At 68.6% G+C, this 19687-nt stretch carries 16 protein-coding genes; 7 read left to right on the forward strand and 9 right to left on the reverse strand.

Features of this window, described 5'->3' with window-relative positions:
* The first annotated feature begins 280 nt into the window (after nt 1–280).
* Entirely contained in the window at nt 281–1501 is a 1221-nt protein-coding gene (locus H305_RS0130295) for a metallophosphoesterase (protein WP_028803761.1), read from the forward strand.
* A gap of 409 nt (nt 1502–1910) precedes the next feature.
* Here the strand turns inward: H305_RS0130295 and H305_RS0130305 are convergent, their stop codons facing one another.
* From H305_RS0130305 to H305_RS0130320, 4 genes are all read right to left on the reverse strand, one after another.
* Nucleotides 1911–2771 carry a PhzF family phenazine biosynthesis isomerase gene (locus H305_RS0130305; RefSeq protein ID WP_028803762.1) on the reverse strand — a complete coding sequence of 287 codons (861 nt, stop codon included), beginning with the start codon at nt 2769–2771 and terminating at the stop codon, nt 1911–1913.
* Nucleotides 2772–3054: 283 nt separating this feature from the next.
* Nucleotides 3055–3594 carry a hypothetical protein gene (locus tag H305_RS0130310; protein WP_051371096.1) on the reverse strand — a complete coding sequence of 180 codons (540 nt, stop codon included), beginning with the start codon at nt 3592–3594 and terminating at the stop codon, nt 3055–3057.
* An 11-nt stretch (nt 3595–3605) separates the two neighbouring features.
* On the reverse strand, nt 3606–5189 hold the full coding sequence (locus tag H305_RS0130315) for a sensor histidine kinase (RefSeq protein WP_028803764.1): 1584 nt from the start codon (nt 5187–5189) through the stop codon (nt 3606–3608).
* The gene (locus tag H305_RS0130320) at nt 5186–5875 is read right to left on the reverse strand and encodes a response regulator transcription factor (protein WP_028803765.1); all 690 of its coding nucleotides are present in this window, start codon (nt 5873–5875) and stop codon (nt 5186–5188) included. Before H305_RS0130320 ends, H305_RS0130315 begins: the two co-directional genes overlap by 4 nt.
* A 411-nt stretch (nt 5876–6286) precedes the next feature.
* Between H305_RS0130320 and H305_RS0130325 the strand changes: the two genes are divergently transcribed.
* A complete protein-coding gene (locus H305_RS0130325; protein ID WP_234021114.1) occupies nt 6287–6958 on the forward strand; it encodes a DUF3152 domain-containing protein in 672 nt (223 codons plus the stop codon).
* An 82-nt stretch (nt 6959–7040) separates the two neighbouring features.
* On the opposite strand, the gene H305_RS0130330 is transcribed toward H305_RS0130325, so the two are convergent.
* On the reverse strand, nt 7041–7622 hold the full coding sequence (locus tag H305_RS0130330) for a hypothetical protein (RefSeq protein WP_028803767.1): 582 nt from the start codon (nt 7620–7622) through the stop codon (nt 7041–7043).
* 416 nt (nt 7623–8038) lie between these two features.
* On the opposite strand from H305_RS0130330, the gene H305_RS0130335 reads away from it, so the two are divergent.
* From H305_RS0130335 to H305_RS0130350, 3 genes are all read left to right on the forward strand, one after another.
* Nucleotides 8039–8428, forward strand: coding sequence for a RidA family protein (locus tag H305_RS0130335; protein WP_028803768.1), 390 nt, complete (start codon nt 8039–8041; stop codon nt 8426–8428).
* A 924-nt stretch (nt 8429–9352) separates the two neighbouring features.
* Nucleotides 9353–9979: a lytic transglycosylase domain-containing protein gene (locus H305_RS0130345; RefSeq protein ID WP_028803770.1), complete on the forward strand. Its 627-nt coding sequence runs from the start codon at nt 9353–9355 to the stop codon at nt 9977–9979.
* 595 nt (nt 9980–10574) lie between these two features.
* Nucleotides 10575–11759, forward strand: coding sequence for a polyketide synthase (locus H305_RS0130350; RefSeq protein WP_028803771.1), 1185 nt, complete (start codon nt 10575–10577; stop codon nt 11757–11759).
* A 52-nt stretch (nt 11760–11811) separates the two neighbouring features.
* Here H305_RS0130350 and H305_RS0130355 read toward each other — a convergent pair whose 3' ends face one another.
* Entirely contained in the window at nt 11812–13989 is a 2178-nt protein-coding gene (locus tag H305_RS0130355) for an ATP-binding SpoIIE family protein phosphatase (protein ID WP_028803772.1), read from the reverse strand.
* Between the two features lie 344 nt (nt 13990–14333).
* Here H305_RS0130355 and H305_RS52685 point away from each other — a divergent pair, with 344 nt between their 5' ends.
* Nucleotides 14334–14492: a hypothetical protein gene (locus H305_RS52685; protein ID WP_420708160.1), complete on the forward strand. Its 159-nt coding sequence runs from the start codon at nt 14334–14336 to the stop codon at nt 14490–14492.
* Between the two features lie 554 nt (nt 14493–15046).
* Here the strand turns inward: H305_RS52685 and rox are convergent.
* Nucleotides 15047–16648 (reverse strand): rifampin monooxygenase, encoded by a 1602-nt coding sequence (gene rox, locus H305_RS47430; RefSeq protein ID WP_051371098.1) that lies wholly within the window; start codon nt 16646–16648, stop codon nt 15047–15049.
* 555 nt (nt 16649–17203) lie between these two features.
* Complete coding sequence (locus H305_RS0130370; protein ID WP_028803773.1) at nt 17204–18241, reverse strand: hypothetical protein; 1038 nt, start codon at nt 18239–18241, stop codon at nt 17204–17206.
* A 271-nt stretch (nt 18242–18512) separates the two neighbouring features.
* On the opposite strand from H305_RS0130370, the gene H305_RS0130375 reads away from it, so the two are divergent.
* Nucleotides 18513–18893 (forward strand): nuclear transport factor 2 family protein, encoded by a 381-nt coding sequence (locus tag H305_RS0130375; RefSeq protein ID WP_028803774.1) that lies wholly within the window; start codon nt 18513–18515, stop codon nt 18891–18893.
* A 230-nt stretch (nt 18894–19123) separates the two neighbouring features.
* Here H305_RS0130375 and H305_RS47435 read toward each other — a convergent pair whose 3' ends face one another.
* Nucleotides 19124–19675 carry a hypothetical protein gene (locus H305_RS47435; RefSeq protein ID WP_234021116.1) on the reverse strand — a complete coding sequence of 184 codons (552 nt, stop codon included), beginning with the start codon at nt 19673–19675 and terminating at the stop codon, nt 19124–19126.
* Nucleotides 19676–19687 lie beyond the last annotated feature (12 nt).

Genomic DNA, 19687 nt, shown 5'->3' on the forward strand with positions numbered 1-19687 from the left:
CCAGGTTTCACACCGTCGTAGATGTCAGCGCGACACATCCACTTCGACAGCGTCACAGGGTCGGGCGCAGCCACATCTTTACTCACTCGCCCTACGAGGCCAGCCACTTCACCTGTCACGCGACCGTGCGGCAGAGCGATCAGATTTTGGAAGAGGCTCAGTCCGACCGTGATCGGCTGCTGTCGCCCCCACGGTGCAGCGCCCATGAACGCCGGTCCGGCCGACCCGAGGGCGACCGGATACAGTGCGTGAGACGGCAGCCCGGTCAGGGAGGGGAAGCGTGACCGCCACCAGCAACATCCGACCCGCCGACGGTGAAGCGCGAGTGCCGCGGCAGAGCCGACTGCACCGCCTGATGCGCTACATCCCCCTGATCGCCCCCGTCCTGCTGTGGGCCGTGCCCTGCTGGGTGCTCCTGTACAGCGGCCAGCACTGGCCGCTGCCCGTCACGCTGGTCGCCACCGCCCTGTTCGCCCTCGGCCTCACCGGCATGCCGCTCGCGATGGTGCGCGGCCACGGCAGGCGCCAGCAGGACCGGGCGGCGATCGTCGGTGACACCCTGCTGGGCACCAGCTGGATCCTGTTCACCTGGTCCGTTCTGCTCGGCGTCCTGCTGCGGCTCGCCCTGACCGTGGCCGGCGTCGGCGAGGGTCAGGACCGGGCCCGAATCGTCACCTGGGCTGTCCTCGGCGTAACCGCCGTACTGCTCGGCTGGGGGTACGCCGAGGCCCGCCGCGTACCACGCGTGCGCCGACTCGACGTGCAACTCCCGCGCCTGGGTCCCGGGTTGGACGGCGTCCGCGTCGTCCTCATCACCGACACCCACTACGGCCCGCTCGATCGCGCCCGCTGGTCGGCACGGGTGTGCGAGACGGTGAACACTCTGGAAGCCGACCTGGTCTGCCACACCGGCGACATCGCGGACGGCACGGCCGAACGCCGCCGCGCGCAGGCCGTCCCGCTCGGTACCGTGCGGGCCACCCGGGCCCGTGTCTACGTCACCGGCAACCACGAGTACTACAGCGAGGCCCAGGGCTGGGTCGACCTGATGGGCGAGCTCGGCTGGGAGCCGCTGCGCAACCGCCATCTGCTGCTCGAACGCGGAGGCGACACGCTCGTGGTCGCCGGCGTGGATGACGTCACCGCCGAATCCTCGGGCCTGGCAGGCCACCGAGCCCATCTCGCCGGAGCATTGAATGGCGCCGACCCCGACCTGCCCGTCCTGCTCTTGGCACACCAGCCCAAGTTCGTCGACCGGGCGGCAGCCGATGGCATCGACCTCCAACTCTCCGGCCACACCCACGGCGGCCAGATCTGGCCCTTCCACCACTTGGTCCGAATCGACCAGCCCGCCGTGGCCGGACTCAGCCGACACGGCGCCCGCACCCTCCTCTACACCAGCCGTGGCACCGGCTTCTGGGGTCCGCCCTTCCGCGTCTTCGCCCCCAGCGAGATCACCCTGCTCGTGCTCCGCTCCCCGCACCTGCCCACCTCGCCGTAGCACGGGGCGGGCCGGCTTCCGATCAGCTTCCTTCCTGCAGAACCGGCATTCGGCAGCCTCCGTCCCGGACGATCGCCTTGACTGCCGCCCATAGGGACCAGGGTCAAGGCGGAATCGGCCAGCTCCTTCGCCGACCGCTCCCTGCCGATGGCCGTTTCGGATGGGCATGGAGCGCAGAGGCCTGCATGTCCGGTGGCTTCAGGTGTCGTTGACGAGAACAGCGCGCGCAGAGACGTCCGGCGCCCCGTGGATGCCGACAACGCCTGTGGACAGCACGGCACTTGATGTCGCGGACTTCAGAGTGCTCACCGTCGCGGCCCTGGCCGAGGTGTGACGTCGTGCCGACGTGGTCGTTGGGCAGCCTGCCGTCATGCGCCGGTGCTCCGAGAGGCCATGTCCATCGGCCCGCTCAGGCAATCGCCACCGCCTGCCCGCTCACCCGCACGCGCGGGTCCGTGGTGGATGCCTCCACCCGGAGCAGGCTGGACCGACCGAGATCCTCTCCCTGGCGGATGGTGAAGGCACCGGAGGGCGGGAGGGCGCCGAGGGCGCGCAGGTAGCCGCCGAGGGCGGCGGCCGCGGCGCCGGTGGCCGGGTCCTCGACAACGCCGCCGATCGGGAAGGGGTCACGGGCGTGGAAGAGCTCCTGGGCCTCACGCCAGACCAGTTGGAGCGTGGTCCAGCCATGACGGTGCATCACCTCGGCCAGAGCGTCGAAGTCGTAGTCGAGGGCCGCGAGACGCTCCCGGGTGGAAACGGCCAGAACCAGGTGCTCGTTTCCGCCGAAGGCGACGTGCGGTGGGAGTGCCGGGTCAAGGTCTTCCGGGGACCAGTGCAGGGCCGCAAGCGAGGCGTTCACCTCCTCGTCGCTCGCCGGTCGGGAGCGGGTGGGGACGCTGGTGAGCGTCGCCGTGACGGAGTCTCCGGGCTCTGCAGAGGTGTCCAGCGCGATCTCACCCACCGGCGTGTCGAAGACGAGCGGGCCGGGGCCGACCCGCTCTGCCAGGGCCACCGCGGTGGCGACGGTCGCGTGGCCGCAGAAGGCGACCTCGGCAAGCGGGCTGAAGTAGCGCACCCGGAACCGACGCGCCGCGTGGTCCGCGGCCGTGACGAACGCGGTCTCCGAGTAGCCGACTTGGGCGGAGGTCGCGAGCATGGCGGCATCGTCCAGTGCGGCCGCGTCGAGTACGACGCCGGCTGGGTTGCCACCGGCGGGGTCGGTGGTGAAGGCGGTGTAGCGCAGGATTTCGGGACGTGTCTTCAGACTCATGCCCCTACCCTGGCACGCCCTGCATCTGATGCCGGTCGCACCGTATCCGTCCACACCGACAATGGGCCGAAGGACTCGAGACCACACACCGCACACCAGACCGCCCGAGGGCGAGACGGGTTGCCGGGGCCCAGCCCGATGGCGGGACAGCTTCGCTGACATCTGGAGACAGACCTCAAAGAGGCCCTTCGCGACACGAACCTCGACGTAGGCCACACCAGGCCGCTGCGGCGAGCCGCTGCGTTGTGGACGCTGCCAGTACCGGGGCCGTGCTCGGGATCTTCTACAGCTGCCAAGGTTCGGGACACGAGTCGGCCGACTGTGTCCTCGTCCATCCGTCCCCGAGTACATGGACGCTCGTGGATGCGAGGGCGCCGTCCCGATTCGTGTCCGCGGGCAGCTTGGCGAAAGTGCCCCTCACCTGAGCCACCGTGCACGCCAACTGCAGCACGGCCGGACGGCTGAGGGGGGCCACGTCGTCGGGGAGCTTGATGGAAACGCCGTTGCCACCGCCGACCGTTACATCCGACGTATCCGTCAGGCGGGGCAGCTGTGTGGTGGCCGTCACGGACTCGCTCTTCGTCGGTCCATCGAACAGCCGGCGCACCGCGGTCCCGAGGTCCACAGGACCGCGCATCTTACGGGGATAAGCCTTGAGGGCCCCGTCGTCCAGGAAATAGAGGGAGACGACGACCGGCACCGAGTACTGTGAACCGGGGAACATGCCGCTCGCCGGTTCGCCGGCCTCGATGACGTCGGACGAGGGGACGCCGCACGCCGACAGCGCGAGCGCGGTCGCGAACCCGACCAACAGCGCCGTCATACGCGAACCCTTCACCAGGCACCCCCGGTGGAGTCGTCGACGGCTGCGATGTCGCGGTGCAGAGGGAGTTCGACCGTGAACGCCGCTCCACATCCGGCGAGGTTGGCGGCGCTGATGCGTCCGCCGTGCAGGTGCACGTTCTCGGCGGTGATGGCCAGGCCCAGTCCGCTGCTCTCGCTTCTGGTCCGTGTGGTGCTCGCCTTGTAGAAGCGCTCGAAGATGTGTGGCATGGCTTCCTCGCCGATGCCGGGTCCGTTGTCGGTCACCTCGATGACTGCCCAAGCCGCATCCGGCCGCTCCTCTCTCACGTCCATGGCCAGCCGCACGGGCGGCGCCCCGTGCCGCAGCGCGTTGCCGACCAGATTGGCGATCACCACGTCGAAACGACGCGGGTCCACTCGCGCGCGGAGCACGCCCGGCCGGGGCAGGTGGGTCTCCACTTGGCCCTGCCACCCCCGAGCGGCGAGGGTGCGCTGTGCGCATTCGGCCAGGTCGACGTCGTCGAGGCTGAGTTCGGCCGCCCCCGCGTCGAAGCGAGAGATCTCCATCAGGTCGTTGACCAGGCCGCTCAGCCGATTGCTCCCCTCGCTGATGAGCCGCAGTGCCTCACCGGTGTCGCGGTTCAAGTGCGGCGCGTTCTCGTCCAGCACATCGGTGACTGCTGACATCGCCGCCAGCGGTGTCCGCAGTTCGTGGGAGACGTCCGAGACGAAGCGGCGGGCCTGGGCTTCCAGGCGGCGCAACTCCGCGACCGAGTCCTCCAGGGCTGTCGCCATGTGGTTGAAGGATTGCGAGAGGTCGGCCAGTTCGTCGGAGCCGTTGACGGCCAGTCGGACGTCGAGATGTCCCTCGGCCATCCGACGTGTCGCGCGGCGCAAAGCCCGTACGGGGCGTAGTACGCCTCTTGCGGCCAGCAGTGCCAGCACGACGGCGAGGCCGAGTGCCACCAGGGTGGCGTGCTCTATGGCGCTGACCATCGCCTCGACATAGGCCTGTTCGGTGTTCTGTGGCACGACCAGGTACATCACGGTCCCTGAGAGCCTGGTCTGTGTGCCTTGGCCGTCGGTGTAGGTGATCGGCATTCCGACGACGAGGTAGGGGTGCCCGTCGGCGGTCACCCGCTGGAATACCGCGGCGCGTTTGGTGTCCACGGACCGGCGCAGTTCCGTGCTGATCTTGTCGAAGTCGGCGCTCGGCGCGGAAGCGCGGAGGCTGCCGTGCGTGGCCAGTACCTGTCGCCCTGGTGACTGGTTGGCGTGGAGGACCTGATTCACGGCGTTCTGCAGGTCGCTCTGGCTGGGTGTCGGGGGGACGCCGGCCACCACGGCGTCGACGCTGGTCCGGAACTGCCGGATGACCGAGTCCTGGCTCTGCTGCAGCACTCCCGTGCGCGCTTCCCGGAAGGCGACGGCTCCGGTGCTCAGGGCACTGGCTGCGGCGACCAGGACGAAGGCGACCACCAGACGGGAGCGCAGGCCGCGCAGAGGCAGCGGGACTTTGGCGAGGACTGCTTTGCAGATCCTCGTCGGCTTGGGGCGCTTCCAGGCTGCGGCGGCCTTGCGTTCGCGTGCCCCTGCGGATTCCTGGCCGCTCACGAGGGGTTGAAGCGGTAACCGAAGCCGCGCACGGTCTGGATGTATCGGGGATCTCCGCCCGGCTCGCCGAGCTTGCTGCGCAGTCGCTTCACGCAGGCGTCCACGAGCCGTATGTCTCCGTAGTAGCTGTGCTCCCAGACTGCTTCCAGCAGCTGCTGGCGACTGAACACCTGGCCGGGCGAGGCCGACAGGGTCAGCAGCAGTCGAAGCTCGGAGGGGGCGAGCGCGACGGGTTGGCCTCGGTGTGTCACTACGAGCCCGGCGCGGTCGATGGCCAGCTCACCGTGCGATTCCGTCCTGGGGCGGACGGTGTCGGACACCGTCGCGTCATGCCGGCGCAGCACGGCCCGTATTCGCGCGTCGAGCACCCGGGCCCGCACGGGCTTGACCACGTAGTCGTCCGCTCCGGCCTCCAGCCCCACGACGACATCGATGTCGTCGCCCTTGGCGGTCACCATGATGATCGGGACCTGGTCGCGCTCCCTGATCCGCCGGCATACGTCGAGCCCGGACATTCCGGGCAGCATGAGGTCGAGTACGACGACGTCGGGGTGGGAGGGGTGAAGCTGCTCCAGACCCTCTTCACCCGTCTCTGCGGCGAAGACTTCATGTCCCTGGTGTCGCAGCCCCAGCTGGACGGCCGTACGGACATCAGGGTCGTCTTCGACAATAAGGACTCGCGGCACTTCGCCAGTCTATGCAGATCACCTGCGGTTGCCGACTGTGAAAAGGTCCCTCCCGGGCGCTGTTACACAAGGGTCACATCGGCGTCTCGCCGGGCGGCCAACCCGCTGAACCGACCGAGCGTCGCTCGTTATCGTTCCGTGATTTTCCGAACTCATGGTGATCATCTGACACGACCAGCTTGAGTTGTCATGCAATCGGCACGACACCGGGAACACCCATCGACCACTGACAGCGCTGCGGCCCCCCACCGCGGTGCTGGTCACCGGTCCTCGCACCGTCGGGGCGGCCCACGCCGCCGGGGGCGCACGTATCTGGCCGGCACACTGGTGGCCACCGGCCTGCTCGGCTCGGCCGCATTCTTCCTGGACGGGCGAAGCGACGCGTCGAGCCGAGCGCCGCACCCGCAGAGCATGGCACCCGCCACTCCGACTCAAACTCCAAGCCCTCCCACCCAGAAGACCCCGACCCGAACCCCGACACCCACCCCGACCCCGACGGAGATCGACGTCCCCTCGACGGGCGCCGGCACGTTCGTCACCGCGCAGGCCGGCGGCGCGAAGGTCGGTCACGGCTCGCGTCCACTGCGGTACGTGGTGAAGGTCGAGACCGGCCTCGACATCTCACCGACCCGATCGGCGGACGAGATCGCCGACATACTTGCCGCTCCTCGTGGCTGGACCCGCAACCCGGCCTACTCGTTCCAACTGGTGAGCGCGGGACAGCCCCACGACCTCACGGTGACGATCGCGACTCCGGGGACAGCGGACGCGCTGTGCTGGGCAGGCATCGAGCAGAGCACCCAGGGCGAATACAACTGCGAGGTCCCCGGCGGGGTGGTGGTGAATCTCAAGCGCTGGGTCAAGGGCTCGCCCACCTTCGACGGGCCGATCCATGATTACCGGGCGTTGATCATCAACCACGAGATGGGGCATTTCCTCGGCCACACGCACAGGACCTGCGCCGGCCCTGGCCACCTGGCCCCCGTGATGATGCAGCAGATCAAGGGCCTGCACGGATGCATCGCCAACGCATGGCCCTACGACGAAGACGGTCACTTGGTCACCGGGCCACGGGTGCAGTGAACCGACGACGCCCAGTCATGAACGAGTGGCGGAGCCGATACTCTCGTAGGTGGCAGGCCAAACGATCGGGAATCCGTCCGCCTCAGCGCCAGCCACCGTGCCGCGGTTCCAAGTACTCGCCGAACGGCAGGTCGTAGACATCCCCGTCGTCGCTGGTCACCACGTAGTTCGGCTCGGTCCTCGAGGCCGCCGCATGCAGGCGGATGACGAGGTCAGGGACAGGAAGGACACGCAGCGACAGAGCCGCAGCTACGCGAGCGCGCTCTTCGGCGATCTCCGGATCGGCCCTGGCCGGATGCTTTTCAAGATGCTGGGCGGACGCCTGCATGACATCCAGATCGCCACCGCCGGAGAAGCCAAGACAGTCCTGCCATCCCAGCCCGATGATGATCTCCAATGCGCTCGCCAAATCGTCCGCGATCAGTCCGCCCGCCCCTTCGGAACTCGCGAACACCACTGCGCGGCGACCGCCTTCCTCGGCGCACAGGAAATACGCCCCGCCGGTGGAATCTCCTGCGATCGGCTCCAGCGGCGCGCCCGTGGCGAGCCTCAGACCGTCGCCGCACTCCCTCCGATGGATGTCGAACTCGAAGGACCCCCGCAGCAGCCCGTGGATGTCCGGCATGCTCTGGATCAGATCCAGCAGATGATCGTTTGAGGCCATGACATGGACGATAGCCAGAGCCGCTGACGCAGTGCGACCAGGCCCGCGCCATGGACGACCGCAGTTGACCGCCCCTCGGCAGCCACTACGGCATCAGCTCATAGACGGTCCGTAGGTCGGCGAGGCCCGTGTGCCGGCACGGGGGTCTCGGTCATGTCGGCGGTTACTGAGACTTCGTCGCGCGATGTCGCGTGCCGCACCGCCGAGCCGCGGCGATGTCTGGGTGAGAGGCGGCTTTGCTCGAAGATCACCACTTACCGAAACTTGCGGCGCACCGGTAGGTGCAGCTGAGACGCGGCGTGGTTCGGACCCGTGCCCCAACGTGTCTCGGAACGGACAGAGTTGGCGCCGTATACCTTTGCCCCGTCACTTGTCGTTCGTGGAGGTCACCTGTGTCAGACGAGTCGGAAGAGACCATGCTCACCCACATACCGCCAGACGGTGTCGCTCCAGGGAACGGCTACAGCCATGTCGTTGTGGGCGAAGGCCGGCTGGTCGTCATCTCCGGGCAGGTCGCGCTGGACGAAAAGGGAAATGTGGTCGGGAAGGGTGACGCCGCCGCCCAGGCCCGTCAGGTCTTCGAGAACATGCAGCGGTGCCTGGCGGCAGGCGACGCAACGTTCGCCGACGTCGCCAAGCTCACCTTCTACGTCACCGACGTCGCCATACTCCCGGAGGTACGGGCCGCCCGCGACGCGCACATCGACACCGCCCGCCCGCCTGCCAGTACCGCGGTGCAGGTGGCCGCCCTGTACCGGCCTGAGCTCCTGCTGGAGGTAGAAGCCCTCGCCATCATCCCCTGGTAACCCGGCAGGCCGGTTGGACGGGCCGTTCATGATCTTCGATTGAACCTGCCGAGGCTCCAGCATCACTGCGGCTCAGGACCACGGCGAGCGACGATCGTGGGGCCATGCGGCCAGTTGGACGGCCAGGGGCTCGAAGCGGTGGGGTCATCGGTTGTGCCCTATCAGGAGTGCCGGATCGTGACGGTGGGCTGTCAGTGAGGCGTCAGCAGGGCGAGTGCCTGGATCCGGGAGGTTGCGAAGTCGCTGCCGCACGTGGGGCACCCGTTGATCAGGTGGTGTGCTGCGAGTTGGCGGCCGAAAAAGGGGATGCCGGGGTCTGGGTAGAGGCCTTGGAAACGTACTGTGCAGACGTGACAGGTCAGGGCGCGGATCTCTGCGAGGACTACGTCTCGCAGGGCCTGTAGGGCTGGGTCCAAGTTCCCGGCGAACTCCGGGATCGGTCGGTTCGCAGGCCAGACCGCCGCGTAGGCGCCCTCTGGCCCTCGGCGAGGCCGGAGCACAGCCGGACGGAAGCGGTCCTCGAGATGGGCGAGGACCGCGGCTGTGGGTTGCAACGCCGCAGGGACGGGGCCGCGCGTGAACACGTCGAGTTCGGCCCAGGGCAGGGCGAATCGCCACGCCGGCTGTGGGGTCCTGTTGTCCATGGTGACCGCCATTGTGGCCGATACTGCTTCTGGCTCCGGCCATGCGGTCACGGACACTGCCAGGACCGCGCATGCCATCGGCGCGATTCCGGTCGACGACGCGCACTCCCTCTTCCCGGACTTCGAAGCGGCCGCACACCGATCCAGTGGGCCCGCGGGGATGCATGGCGTGTGGCCAGGCCCTGGATTGAGTGCGGGCCGCGCGGGCACGTGCAGTACGAAATCGTGGACGGTTCGCCGTCCGAGCGAGGGCGGTCGGCGGAAGAGTGGAGGGGCGGGGATGGCTGATCCATCGGCGGCGGTGCCGCGGCCGGAGTTGGATGTGCTGGATGACGGTGAGGTCCAGACTCCGTCATTGCGGCCCGGTGATTATGACCCGGCCCACTACGCCGGATGCGTGGTGCGCAGTGCGGAGGTGGCCGGCGTGTCGCCCCTGCTCGTGATGACGGTGCTGCACAACGAGGCGTACAAGCCGCACCACCCGCTGCTGGAGCGGTTGTGGCAGTGGTGGAAACCCGGGGCGTCGTTCGGGGTGGCCAACATGCACCGTGCCACGTTCGAGCAGGTCCGGCGCAGGTACGGGCTGTCCAAGCGGTGGCACGATCTTCGTGACGACCCTGCTTTCGCCATCCATGCCGCGGCCCTTCATTTGAAGGACCTCGACCGGAATCTCCCCGAGCGGCACGTTCGCCGTCTTGACCGCGATGAACTGCTGGCCCTGGGCTACAACGCGGGTGAACGCAACATGCTGGCGTTCGCCCGAGGTGTGCCGCCGGGACCCATGGCACGGTCGTACCTGCGCCGTTTTCGCGCTCATCGGAGCCGAGCCGGTGCGGCCCTGGACAGGAGTGGGGGGCCGCGCGACGCTGCAGGGGGGATGAACACGGAGGCGCCGAATGCCAAGTGAGGGCCCTGTCACGGAGTTGAGGGTTTCGGTGCAAGCGTCCCTTCTCCGTCGAATTCGCTCCTCGCGAGCGTTTGAAGCACTTCCGGCGACCGTCCTGTGCAGCACTCCCCCGACATCTCTGTCGCTGCCCGGACTCCGCAAGCCGTCTCCGCGGCCCTGAAAGTGGGCGGGATCGGGCTGGCCGCCCGGGAGTTCCGTGTCGCACGCTGCCGCATGGCGGCCGTACCTGCAACGTCCACGCACCGTGTACGGGGCGGCCGCGGCCTCATCGGCACCGCGACGACGACGGCCCCGGGGACGACGGCAATTTGACGCCTGTGCAGGGCGTCGAGGCTGTCCGAGTGCAGTAGTGACCAATTCGCCCTGCGCGACACCGGTCTGGGATACGCGGTCGCACATCGCCGAGGATGACCAGCCGGCGGGCCTGGCCCCTGCGTGGCCGTGCACCCGGCTTTCACGGCTTCCTCGTTCGCTATGGCCACTGTGCAGTCGTTGCGAAGTACAGTGCTAGTGCGGCGTCTTGACCCTGGTCTGCCGATTCGGGCAGGTTTCGGCCGTTTCGCGCCGTCAAGAAGTGCGAAGAAAGGGGCGTGTTGTGGGCGCCTACCTGTCTCCTCCCGCCGTAGTACACGGCGAACATTCCGTGCAGACCGACCAGATCCTTGCGGAGGTGCGCAGTCGGCATCCGCAGGCGCCGTGGCTGCCGCGGATCGACGGCATCGCCGCGAGTACGGGGATCTCCTCTCGGGGGTGGATGCTGCCGTTGAATACGGCTGTCGCCCCCAGCAGTGGAAGCGGCCTGCGAACTCCGGGCATTGGTCCGGCTCGTGAAGCTCTGATCCGTGGCGGGTTGAGCGACCGGCACGTGGAGCGGGCGATCGCCGCCCTGGAGGCGATACCAGCGCCGCAGACGATCCAGGAGCGCACCGCGCCGGCCTGGGCGGCCGTGCAGACGTACGCGGAGCGCGCAGCCCGTGAGGCTCTTGGGATCGCCGGGCTGGATACCGCCGACGTCGACTGTCTGATCACCAGTCACTCCACCACCCCGGCCCTGCCGGGGCTGGACCTGTCCCTGCTCAACCTCCTTCCGCTGCGTGGCGACGTGCTGCTGCTGCCGGCCAGCCAATGGGCCTGCATCGCCGGGACCCGGTCGTTGGCGCTGGCGACCGATCTGGTCGCCGTGGACCCCGGCCGGGTGGTGTTGGTGGTGATATCGGAGGCGCTCAGCACCACCTACCAGCCCGCCGACGACACGCTGGAATCCCTCATCGTCCGGCTGCTGTTCGCGGACACCGCCGTGGCCACGGTGGTCACCGGCCGCCCCAGGACGGAATCGATTCTGCGACTGGACGCCGCCTGGCACCACACCCTGCCCGGAACCACGGACCTGCACCGGCTGGACACTCGGTCCGACGGCACACACTTCGTGATGGACCGCCGTGGACCGCGCGCCGTACAGGAGACGGTCACTGCGATGTGGGAGTGGCTGCGCATGCGCCACCAGGACGACGAGCACCCCTGGCACCCTGAACTGCTGCTCGCGCACCCCGGTGGGACCCGGGTGATGGAGTACATGGAACAGACGATGCCCGACGGGTGGCCGACGGGGCTTCTTGACTACAGTCGGGACAGCTACACGACCGGCAACCGCGGCGGTGCGGCCGTGCTCGACATCCTGCGGCGCGCGTACGACGCCGGCCAGAAATCAGGCAGTCGCACCGTGCTGTACGCGGCCGCGCCCGGGCTGACGGCCACGGCCGTGGAGGGCGAGTGGCTCTGACGTCCGCCCCCTCACGTGGCCGAAGCGCGCCACGCTCGTCTCCGCATGTGCGCTAGACGTCCAGTTCCGCCCAGACGGCCTTGCCGGTTTCGGTCCACCGCACTCCCCAGCGGGCGGTGAGCTTGTGGACGACCTGCAGGCCGCGCCCGCTGTCGTCGAGCGCACCACTGCGGCGCAGCCGCGGTCGGCCGTTGCCGGTGTCGCCGACCTCGCATGTCAGGCGGCCGCCGGCTTTCACCAGCCGCACCGTGACGGGCCCGGTGCCGAAGAGGACGGCGTTGGTGACCAGTTCGCTGATCACCAGCAGCGCACTGTCCCGGGCCTGGTCGCCGACCCGCCATCGCCGTAGGAGAGAAAGGGCCAGGGTGCGGGCGCGTGCAGCGGTGTCGTCGGCGGCGGGAAGCTGCCAGGTCGCCGCGTCCCGGCTGCGCCGGCCGGCCATACGGGCGAGCAGCAGCGTCACGTCGTCGCGCATGCGCCCCCGCGGGGGCAGGTCGGCGACCATGCGACGCGCGGTCTGCTGCAGATCGTCCCAGGGATGCACCGCACGCACCATGTCCGTCAGACGACTGATGCCGTCGTCGATGGAGGCCTCCTGATGCTCCACCAGACCATCGGTGTAGAGGGCGAGAAGCGAGCCGGGCGGCGCGGCGAACTCCTGCACGTCGAACGGCTCCCGCACGGCGAACTCGGTTCCCAGCCCCGGGTGAGGCTGCGTGGTGATGGTCACGGCGGACCCATCGGGATGGACGAGGACCGGGGGCAGGTGGCCCGCGTTGGACATCACGATCCGGTGGTCGATCGGGTCGTAGACGGCGATGCAGCAGGTCGAGCCCAGCGCGCTGTAGCCGGCCGCAAGGCCCGCGTCCGAGTCGTCCAGGAGCGTGACCGTCTCGTCCAGACGCTCCAGTACCTCCCCGGGGCCAAGCCCCGCCGACAGCAGTGCCCGGGCCTCCACGCTCAACTGGCCCATGGCGGCCGTGGCCCCCAGGCCATGCCCTACGACGTCACCGACCACCAGCGCGGTCCGGTCGCACGGCAGCGGGAAGCTGTTCACCCAGTCACCGCCGACGCCCGCACTGTCAGGAGTGGTGGGCTGGTAGACGCTGGCGACCTCGATGGTGTCGCTGCCGGGCCGTGGCAGCAGCCGGCGCTGCAATGCCAGGACCTGGGCGTGCTCACGCTGATGCTGGCGGGCCAGGTCCACGTGACGCGCGGTTTTGGCCACGAGCTCTTGCAGGTCGAGCAGTTCGCTGTCGCGGAAGAGCCGCTCCGGCCTCCGCCAGACTTCCGCCACTCCCAGCACGATGGGCCCCGGCGTGCCTTCCGGCCCGTCCACGACCAGCGGTATGCAGGCGACGCTCGCCGGTCGGTCACCAGGCACCAAGGCACGTGCCAACCGTGGATCGCTGAGTACCCGCTCGATCGCCTCACGGTCGGGAATGACGATGGCCTGCGGCACATCGTCGCGCGTGACCGCGCCGACCAGCAGGCGGCTGGCCTCGCGGGGAAGGTCGTCGCCGCACGTCAGATATCCCTCGGGCCAGGCGCGGTCCGGCACCAGAGCCGCCCGCCGGAGCCGGATGCGCTCCTGCGCGTGCCCGGTGACGGCCTCTCCCGTCCACACGGCGAAATCGAGGTCGACGGCGGCCACGTCTCCCCAGGCCAGCAGCGACTGGGCCAGGGACTGCGCGGTCTCGCCGATGTCCAGTGACGTCCCGATCGCGGTCGCGGAGGCGTAGAGGTGCAGCCGCTTGGCCATGGCGATCAGGGAGACCGTCAGACCTCCCCCCGGTGCCGCGGCCGGCAGGATGCTCATCGAGACCACCAGCTCTGTGCCGTCGTCCCGCCGCAAGCGCTGGACCCGGGCGACGTGCGGCTCCTGCGTCTCGAGAACCTTCCGCAACCGCTGCGTGACCGTCGGTACGTCCCCGGGAGGCAACAGTTCGACGAAATCCGCCTTCGGCGCGACGTGCACTCCTGCGAAAGGAGCAGCGTCCAAATTGCAGCTGGTGACTTTCAGATCCCGGTCGAGGTTGACCACCCCGAGGATCTGTTCCTGGCCTCCGTTTTCCGGGCTCTCACCTGCGGGCCGACGGGCACCGGGGGCGCTCTGCGTGGCGGCGGGACCCTTGGCCGCCGTGGATCCGGCCTCGCGCAGGTAGTCCGCCAGGGCACCGCTGACCATGTCGAACGGTGAGGCAGACGAAGCGGAGGATGTGGAGTCCATGCAGGTCACTCAGCTCGCTGACTCCGGCACACGCCGGAGAGGCATTCCCGAGTCCGTGCGATGGAGCCCCGAGAGCCCGTACCGCACACCTCCTGGATAGCACAAACGCCGTCTTCGCCGAAGGGGTGAGCGAAAGGGGGCAAGGGCGAGCAGAGACAGGCGAGCAGACAGTCACAGGCGCACACCCTGCGTCGTCGTATCCGCGGTTCACGGGACGCTCTCCGCATGGGTGACGGCCGCAGGATGCCCGAACAAGGGATTGTGGCTCAGTGGCACGTCCAAGCCGCGCTGGCTCTGGCCCGTCGGCGGGTCGACGTCCTGCGAGCCCTGCTGCGTGACGGACGGTGCTACCTACTCACACCACCCGCGGCCGAGGCAGCACCGGCTCCCTTCGCACCACGGTCAAGGCTGTCAAGGACGGCTACTGGCGGTGGAACTTCACCGGCACCAGCACCACCGGTCCGGCCAAGGCCACCGGCGACTACGTCGATGTGCGCCCCTGAACCGGCAGCACCACGATGAGCGACCGACACGGCCCGGCCCGGCCCGGGAGGGATCCGGCACGTCCTGAGTGAAGGTGCCCCATGATTCCGGCCCCTCTTGTGCGCGGCCCCTGAATCCCGGAAAGCTCCTCCAGGGCCCGTCAGGCCCTGGAGGGGCGCGCCTCTCGCGGCAGGCGTGAGGCAGCGGGCTGCCGCTACGGGACATTCCAGGCGGCGATGAACGGCTGCTCGTCCTCGGTGGCCAAGAAGCTGAGCGTGCCTGGATGTGGGGCCGAGCACACCGCTGGCGGACGCGTCGAGGCCGAGCCCGCGCACGGTCAGCACGCGCGCCAGATGACCATGCGCGACGACGGCGACATCGCCGTCGACCAGCAGCGGCCGGATCCGGTTCAGCACCGCGTCAGGAGATCTGCAACGCGGAGGACCGCGCGGGACCCAACGCGGAGGACCCCGCGGGGCCGGCAGCGTGGCAACTGCCCTCGCGATGGTGCCCTCCTCGCAGGCCGACCCTGGCCGGAGCACCACGGCTGACGCTGCCTCCAGCCTTCCGATGGTCAGTCGCTACGTCCCGTTCCGATCCTCCGTACGGGCCTTTTCGGTTGCTCGGGCGAGATGTTGGCGGGCTCGCCGAACCAGCGGGCGAGGTGGTGGTCCAGGTCCTGCTGATCGTCACCGATCCAGGCGACGTGGCCGTCGGGGCGCAGCAGGACGCAGGGAACGTCCAGTGCCGCGGTGGGGTCCGCGAGGTGATCGACCCGGTCCGACCAGGCGCCGACGGTCAGGCGTTCGGTGCGGTCCAGCAGCAGGCCGCGGCCGCGATGCAGAAGACCGTAGAGGTGGCCGCGTCTCACGTCGATGTCGGGCAGGCGGCGGCCGAGCAGGTCGGGACCTTCACCGAAGTCGTAGCGGATGCCGATCGCGGTGATCTTCTCGATGAGATGGTGGTTCACCTCGTCGAAGTCCATCAGTTCGGTGAGCAGCCTGCGCACGGCCTGCGGGCCCGGTTCGGTGGAGTGCAGTTCCATCTGGGCGCGGGTGTTGTCCAGCACGTCCTCGGCGACCGGGTGGCGTTCGGACTGGTAGGTGTCCAGCAGTGTCCTCGGCGCCCAGCCACGGACCTGTGCGGCCAGTTTCCAGCCGAGGTTGAATGCGTCCTGGACTCCCAGGTTGAGGCCCTGTCCGCCGGTGGGTGGATGGATGTGTGCCGCATCGCCGGCCAGCAGCACCCGCCCGACCCTATAGCGTTCGGCCAGCCGGGTGGCGTCCCCGAAGCGGGACAACCAGCGCGGGGAGTGCACGCCGAAATCCGTTCCGGCGATGGTGCGCAGCTGTTGTTTGAAATCGTCGAGGGTGGGAGGTTCGGCGCGATCGCTGACTCCCGCGGCGGGGACGACGACGCTATATGCCCCTTCGCCGAAGGGCCTGAGCCAGAATCGCCTATTGGTCTTGCCGATCTCGGTCACCTTGGCGGCGATCTCCTCCTGCGGCACGCCCACTTCCATCTCGCCCATCAGCGTCTCGGTCCGCGAGGGCTCACCGGGGAAGCCGACGCCGAGCAGTCTGCGCACCGTGCTGCGCCCGCCGTCACAGCCGACGAGATAGCGCGAACGCAACTGTTCGCCGTCGGCCAGCCTGACGGTCACACCCTCGTCGTCCTGCTCGAGATCGGCCACCGCACAACCACGCCGGACCTGCGCACCCAGTTGGGTCGCATGTTCTTCGAGCAGGCGAACGATGACCGGCTGCGGGATGCCCAGCAGATAGGCGTGCGCGGAATCCAGGCCCTGGGGCGCGGGTTTGTCGATGGCGGCGAAGAATCCGCGGGCCGGACGCTGTCTTCCGTGTTCGCGCATGCGATCCAGCAGGCCGCGCATTGCCATCAGCTCGAGACTGCGAATGTGCAGACCGACGATGCGGACGAACGACGCGGGCTCGGTTTCCTTCTCCAGAACGAGTACCCGCACGTCGTGCAGCCGCAGTTCGGCGGCCAGCACGGCGCCAGTCGGTCCGCACCCGGCAATGATCACGTCGAACATGAGGGGCGCGCGATCGGCGCCGGAGGCCGACGACCGGAGTCCGGGGAGGTCGCCGACGGTGAAGTCGCACTCGACCGTGTCGTTCGACGACGGCTCGGTGGTGAACTGCGAAGAGTCCATGGGTGTTGCCTTTCGGGAGTGCCTTGTTGTGGAGGCGCTCCCGGCGACACCTACGTCAGTCGCCGGCCGTGACGGGAAGGGGGGAGCACCCACGTCGATACTGCGTTCATGGGTCTCACCTCCTCGGGTGGTGTCGCGGTCCAGTGCAAGCTACAAGCCCGAGCACCACCCGTCCAATCCTTTCCCAGCCACGTGATCACGGCTCCGAACGGGTCCGTGCGGTCACAGGACGAATCCGGCGGAGCGGCCCGACTGGTCCCGGTCACGCTCGACGCTCTGTTCCTGGCCGCCACGAGGCGGACGGGGACTCGGAAGGCGCTGCTGCGCGCTGGAAACGGAGGCTCTCGGCGAGCGCGAGCGGCTGCGCGAGGCCCACGAGCACGGTGGACGGCGTCCCGCGCGGCTACTGTCCACCGTGGGTCGGCGACAGAGGACCGGGGCCGCACATGGACCAACGAAGTCCGCCCGCGGGCCCCGTCTCCCCGAACTCAACTTCATGGGCGCCCGAACGCTCAGCAAGCGCCACACCCGTCCCACGCGCTCTGGGCGGAATGTTCAGGGGGTGTGGGAGAAGCGCACTCGCACTGCGAGCAGGTCACCCGACGAATCCAGATCGGCGATCACCGGGAAGAAGCCGTCGCCCCAGCTCGTCATTGCGCACAGCACTCGGGCGTCACCAAGTTCCACGGATCCGGCTTCGACCTGCGAAGCACGTACCTCGCGCATGATCTGCCAGTGATGGGAGTGGGGTCGGAAGTCCACCGCCATGCGTCGTCCGGTCTCGTCCTTCCATCTGGACAGAGCACGCGCTCTGTCCACGGCCTCCGCGACCGGCAGGGCAGTCCACCCGCGAACACCGTCCTCGCCGGGCTCTCCCAGTTCGGGTGCGGCAAACGTCGCGGCGGCCTCGTCCGCCGCGGCACCCCAGAACGCCACGTCGGCCAAGCCGTCCACCGGCTCGTCGTGCTGCCAGGTGTTCAGGGCGTCGACATCGCCGAAAAGCACGCGTGCCCAGTCCACCCCTATGTCACCCATGGAAACCGATGACGCGACGTGGCCCTCGTTCATCCGGACCGAGATCTCGGACCAGCGCGCCCCGACACCGTCGCCGTGGTCGACCCGTGTAGCCAGCACGGGCAGGTGCCGACTTCTGGGTACGCCACCCACCACAACGACGGGCACCCCGAACATCGAAAAGCTGCCACCGCCCTCTTCGGCTGTCCGATGGGCCCTGTGGGCATGGGCCTCCCGTACCGGCAGGGGCTCCAGTCGCGCGTCCAGGCCGGCGGATCGGCAGTGAGCATCGAAAGTCGCCTCGAATTCGGCGGCCTTCGAGGCCGGGATGTCATGGAGCCTGGAGCCTGGCTGCCTGTCAAAGGTCCTCACTGCTTCGGAGGCGTCCGGCCCGGTGACCACGAAGTCAATGGCGCTCGTGACGTCGACGGCCATCGCAGGGTCTTCGATGCCCAGGGAGGCCGGATCGATGTCTGCCGGCGACCGGTCTCCGCTCCACAGCCCCAGGTAGCCACCGTCGATGATCACTAGGGTGCCGGACGGGCAACTGATGGCCCCCAGCTCGAACATCTCTTCCATGGCGCGCGAGTCTACGGACGCCCGGCAAGCCGTCGGCGGGCGGATGGCTCAAGCTGTCGGTCGGCCGCTGGGACCCTGCGTCGCACGGCAGGGGTGACCACGTTGCCGCGTACCGCCCTGCACTTTCAAGCGAACGCCGACAACGGGATCTGTTGCAGCTCGCGGGGAGGGGGACCTGGCAGGAACCGAATCAGGCCGTCGCCCAGGACCGATGCCGGTGCCGTTGCGGGAGACCAGAGCGGCTGTCAGTGGCGTCGGGCAGGATGTGGTCATGGAGCCTTCAAAGACCATTCAGATGCTTTGGGACCACATGCAGGCCCGGGACTGGGCGGGCGTCGGCGAGCTGCTGGCGGACGACGTAGTCGTGGAATGGCCGGTGAGCGGTGAACGCATCCGTGGCCGGGAGAACTACGTACGTATCAACGCGGAGTATCCGGAGGGATGGTCGATCAAGGTCCTTCGTATCCTGGCGTCCGGGAGTGAAGTCGTTTCCGAGGTCGAGGTTCCTCACGACACGATGGGCATACACCGGGTGGCGTCCTTCTGGACTGTGCAGAACGGGCTGGTCACCGAGGGCCGCGAATACTGGACGGAGCTAGGAGCAGACCCTTCGCCGGCATGGCGGGCTCCGTACGTCGAGCGGATCTGCTGAGTTGGTAGTCGCGATGTCGTTGCGGGCTGACAGGTGTTGTCGCTGCGGCATGCCGAATGTGCGAGGTATCCGCAAGGTGGGGGCCTGTCGCTCGAGCGGCAGGTGTCTCGCGAGCGCATGCGCATGACGGCGGTCGAACTGACCGGCGACAGGCCCTGCCCGAGGTGGTCACGTACGTGGTCCGGCGAGTACCCCCGGTCACGACGGCGGCGTCGGCCACCGCCCTGAGATCACGAGGGTGCCTCGGTACGACCCACCGGAACGTTCACACCGCTCGGCCGGCGCCAGCCGCTCAACGACGTCCCAGGATGTCGTGCCTGCGGCCGGCTCGAGCAGTCGGTCTCGGTCCAGGTTGCCCGGAGGTCACGGCAGACGACGGTGAGCGTGCCGTCCCAGCACGCGATCTCGTGGCTGCAGCCGTCTCTGTGCGGCAGGATCTCGTCGAGAATCACGGTTCCGAGGTCCGTCCGTGCGGCGTCGACGGGATCGATGACGGAGCGGGACACTCCTGTGTAATGGATGATCAGGTCTTGATCGTGCTTCCAGCAGTTGTGCCGGAACTCGACCTCCATCTCCTCCTTGCCGACGCCCCGGACGGCCTGAAGCGTCAGATCTTTCACGCATCGCCTGCTGAGGAAGTCGTAGTGGTCGCTGTCGGTGGCGAAGGCCCGGGCACCGGGTGGCAGATCACCCGAGATCGAGGGCAGGTACTCCAGATAGGCGGCCGGGTCCAAGACCCCTGACAGGTCACCGGCCTGCGCTTCGACTGTGACGTACTCCATCGGCCTGCGCCC

The sequence above is a fragment of the Streptomyces sp. 142MFCol3.1 genome (assembly GCF_000424945.1).
Lineage (GTDB): Bacteria > Actinomycetota > Actinomycetes > Streptomycetales > Streptomycetaceae > Streptomyces > Streptomyces siamensis.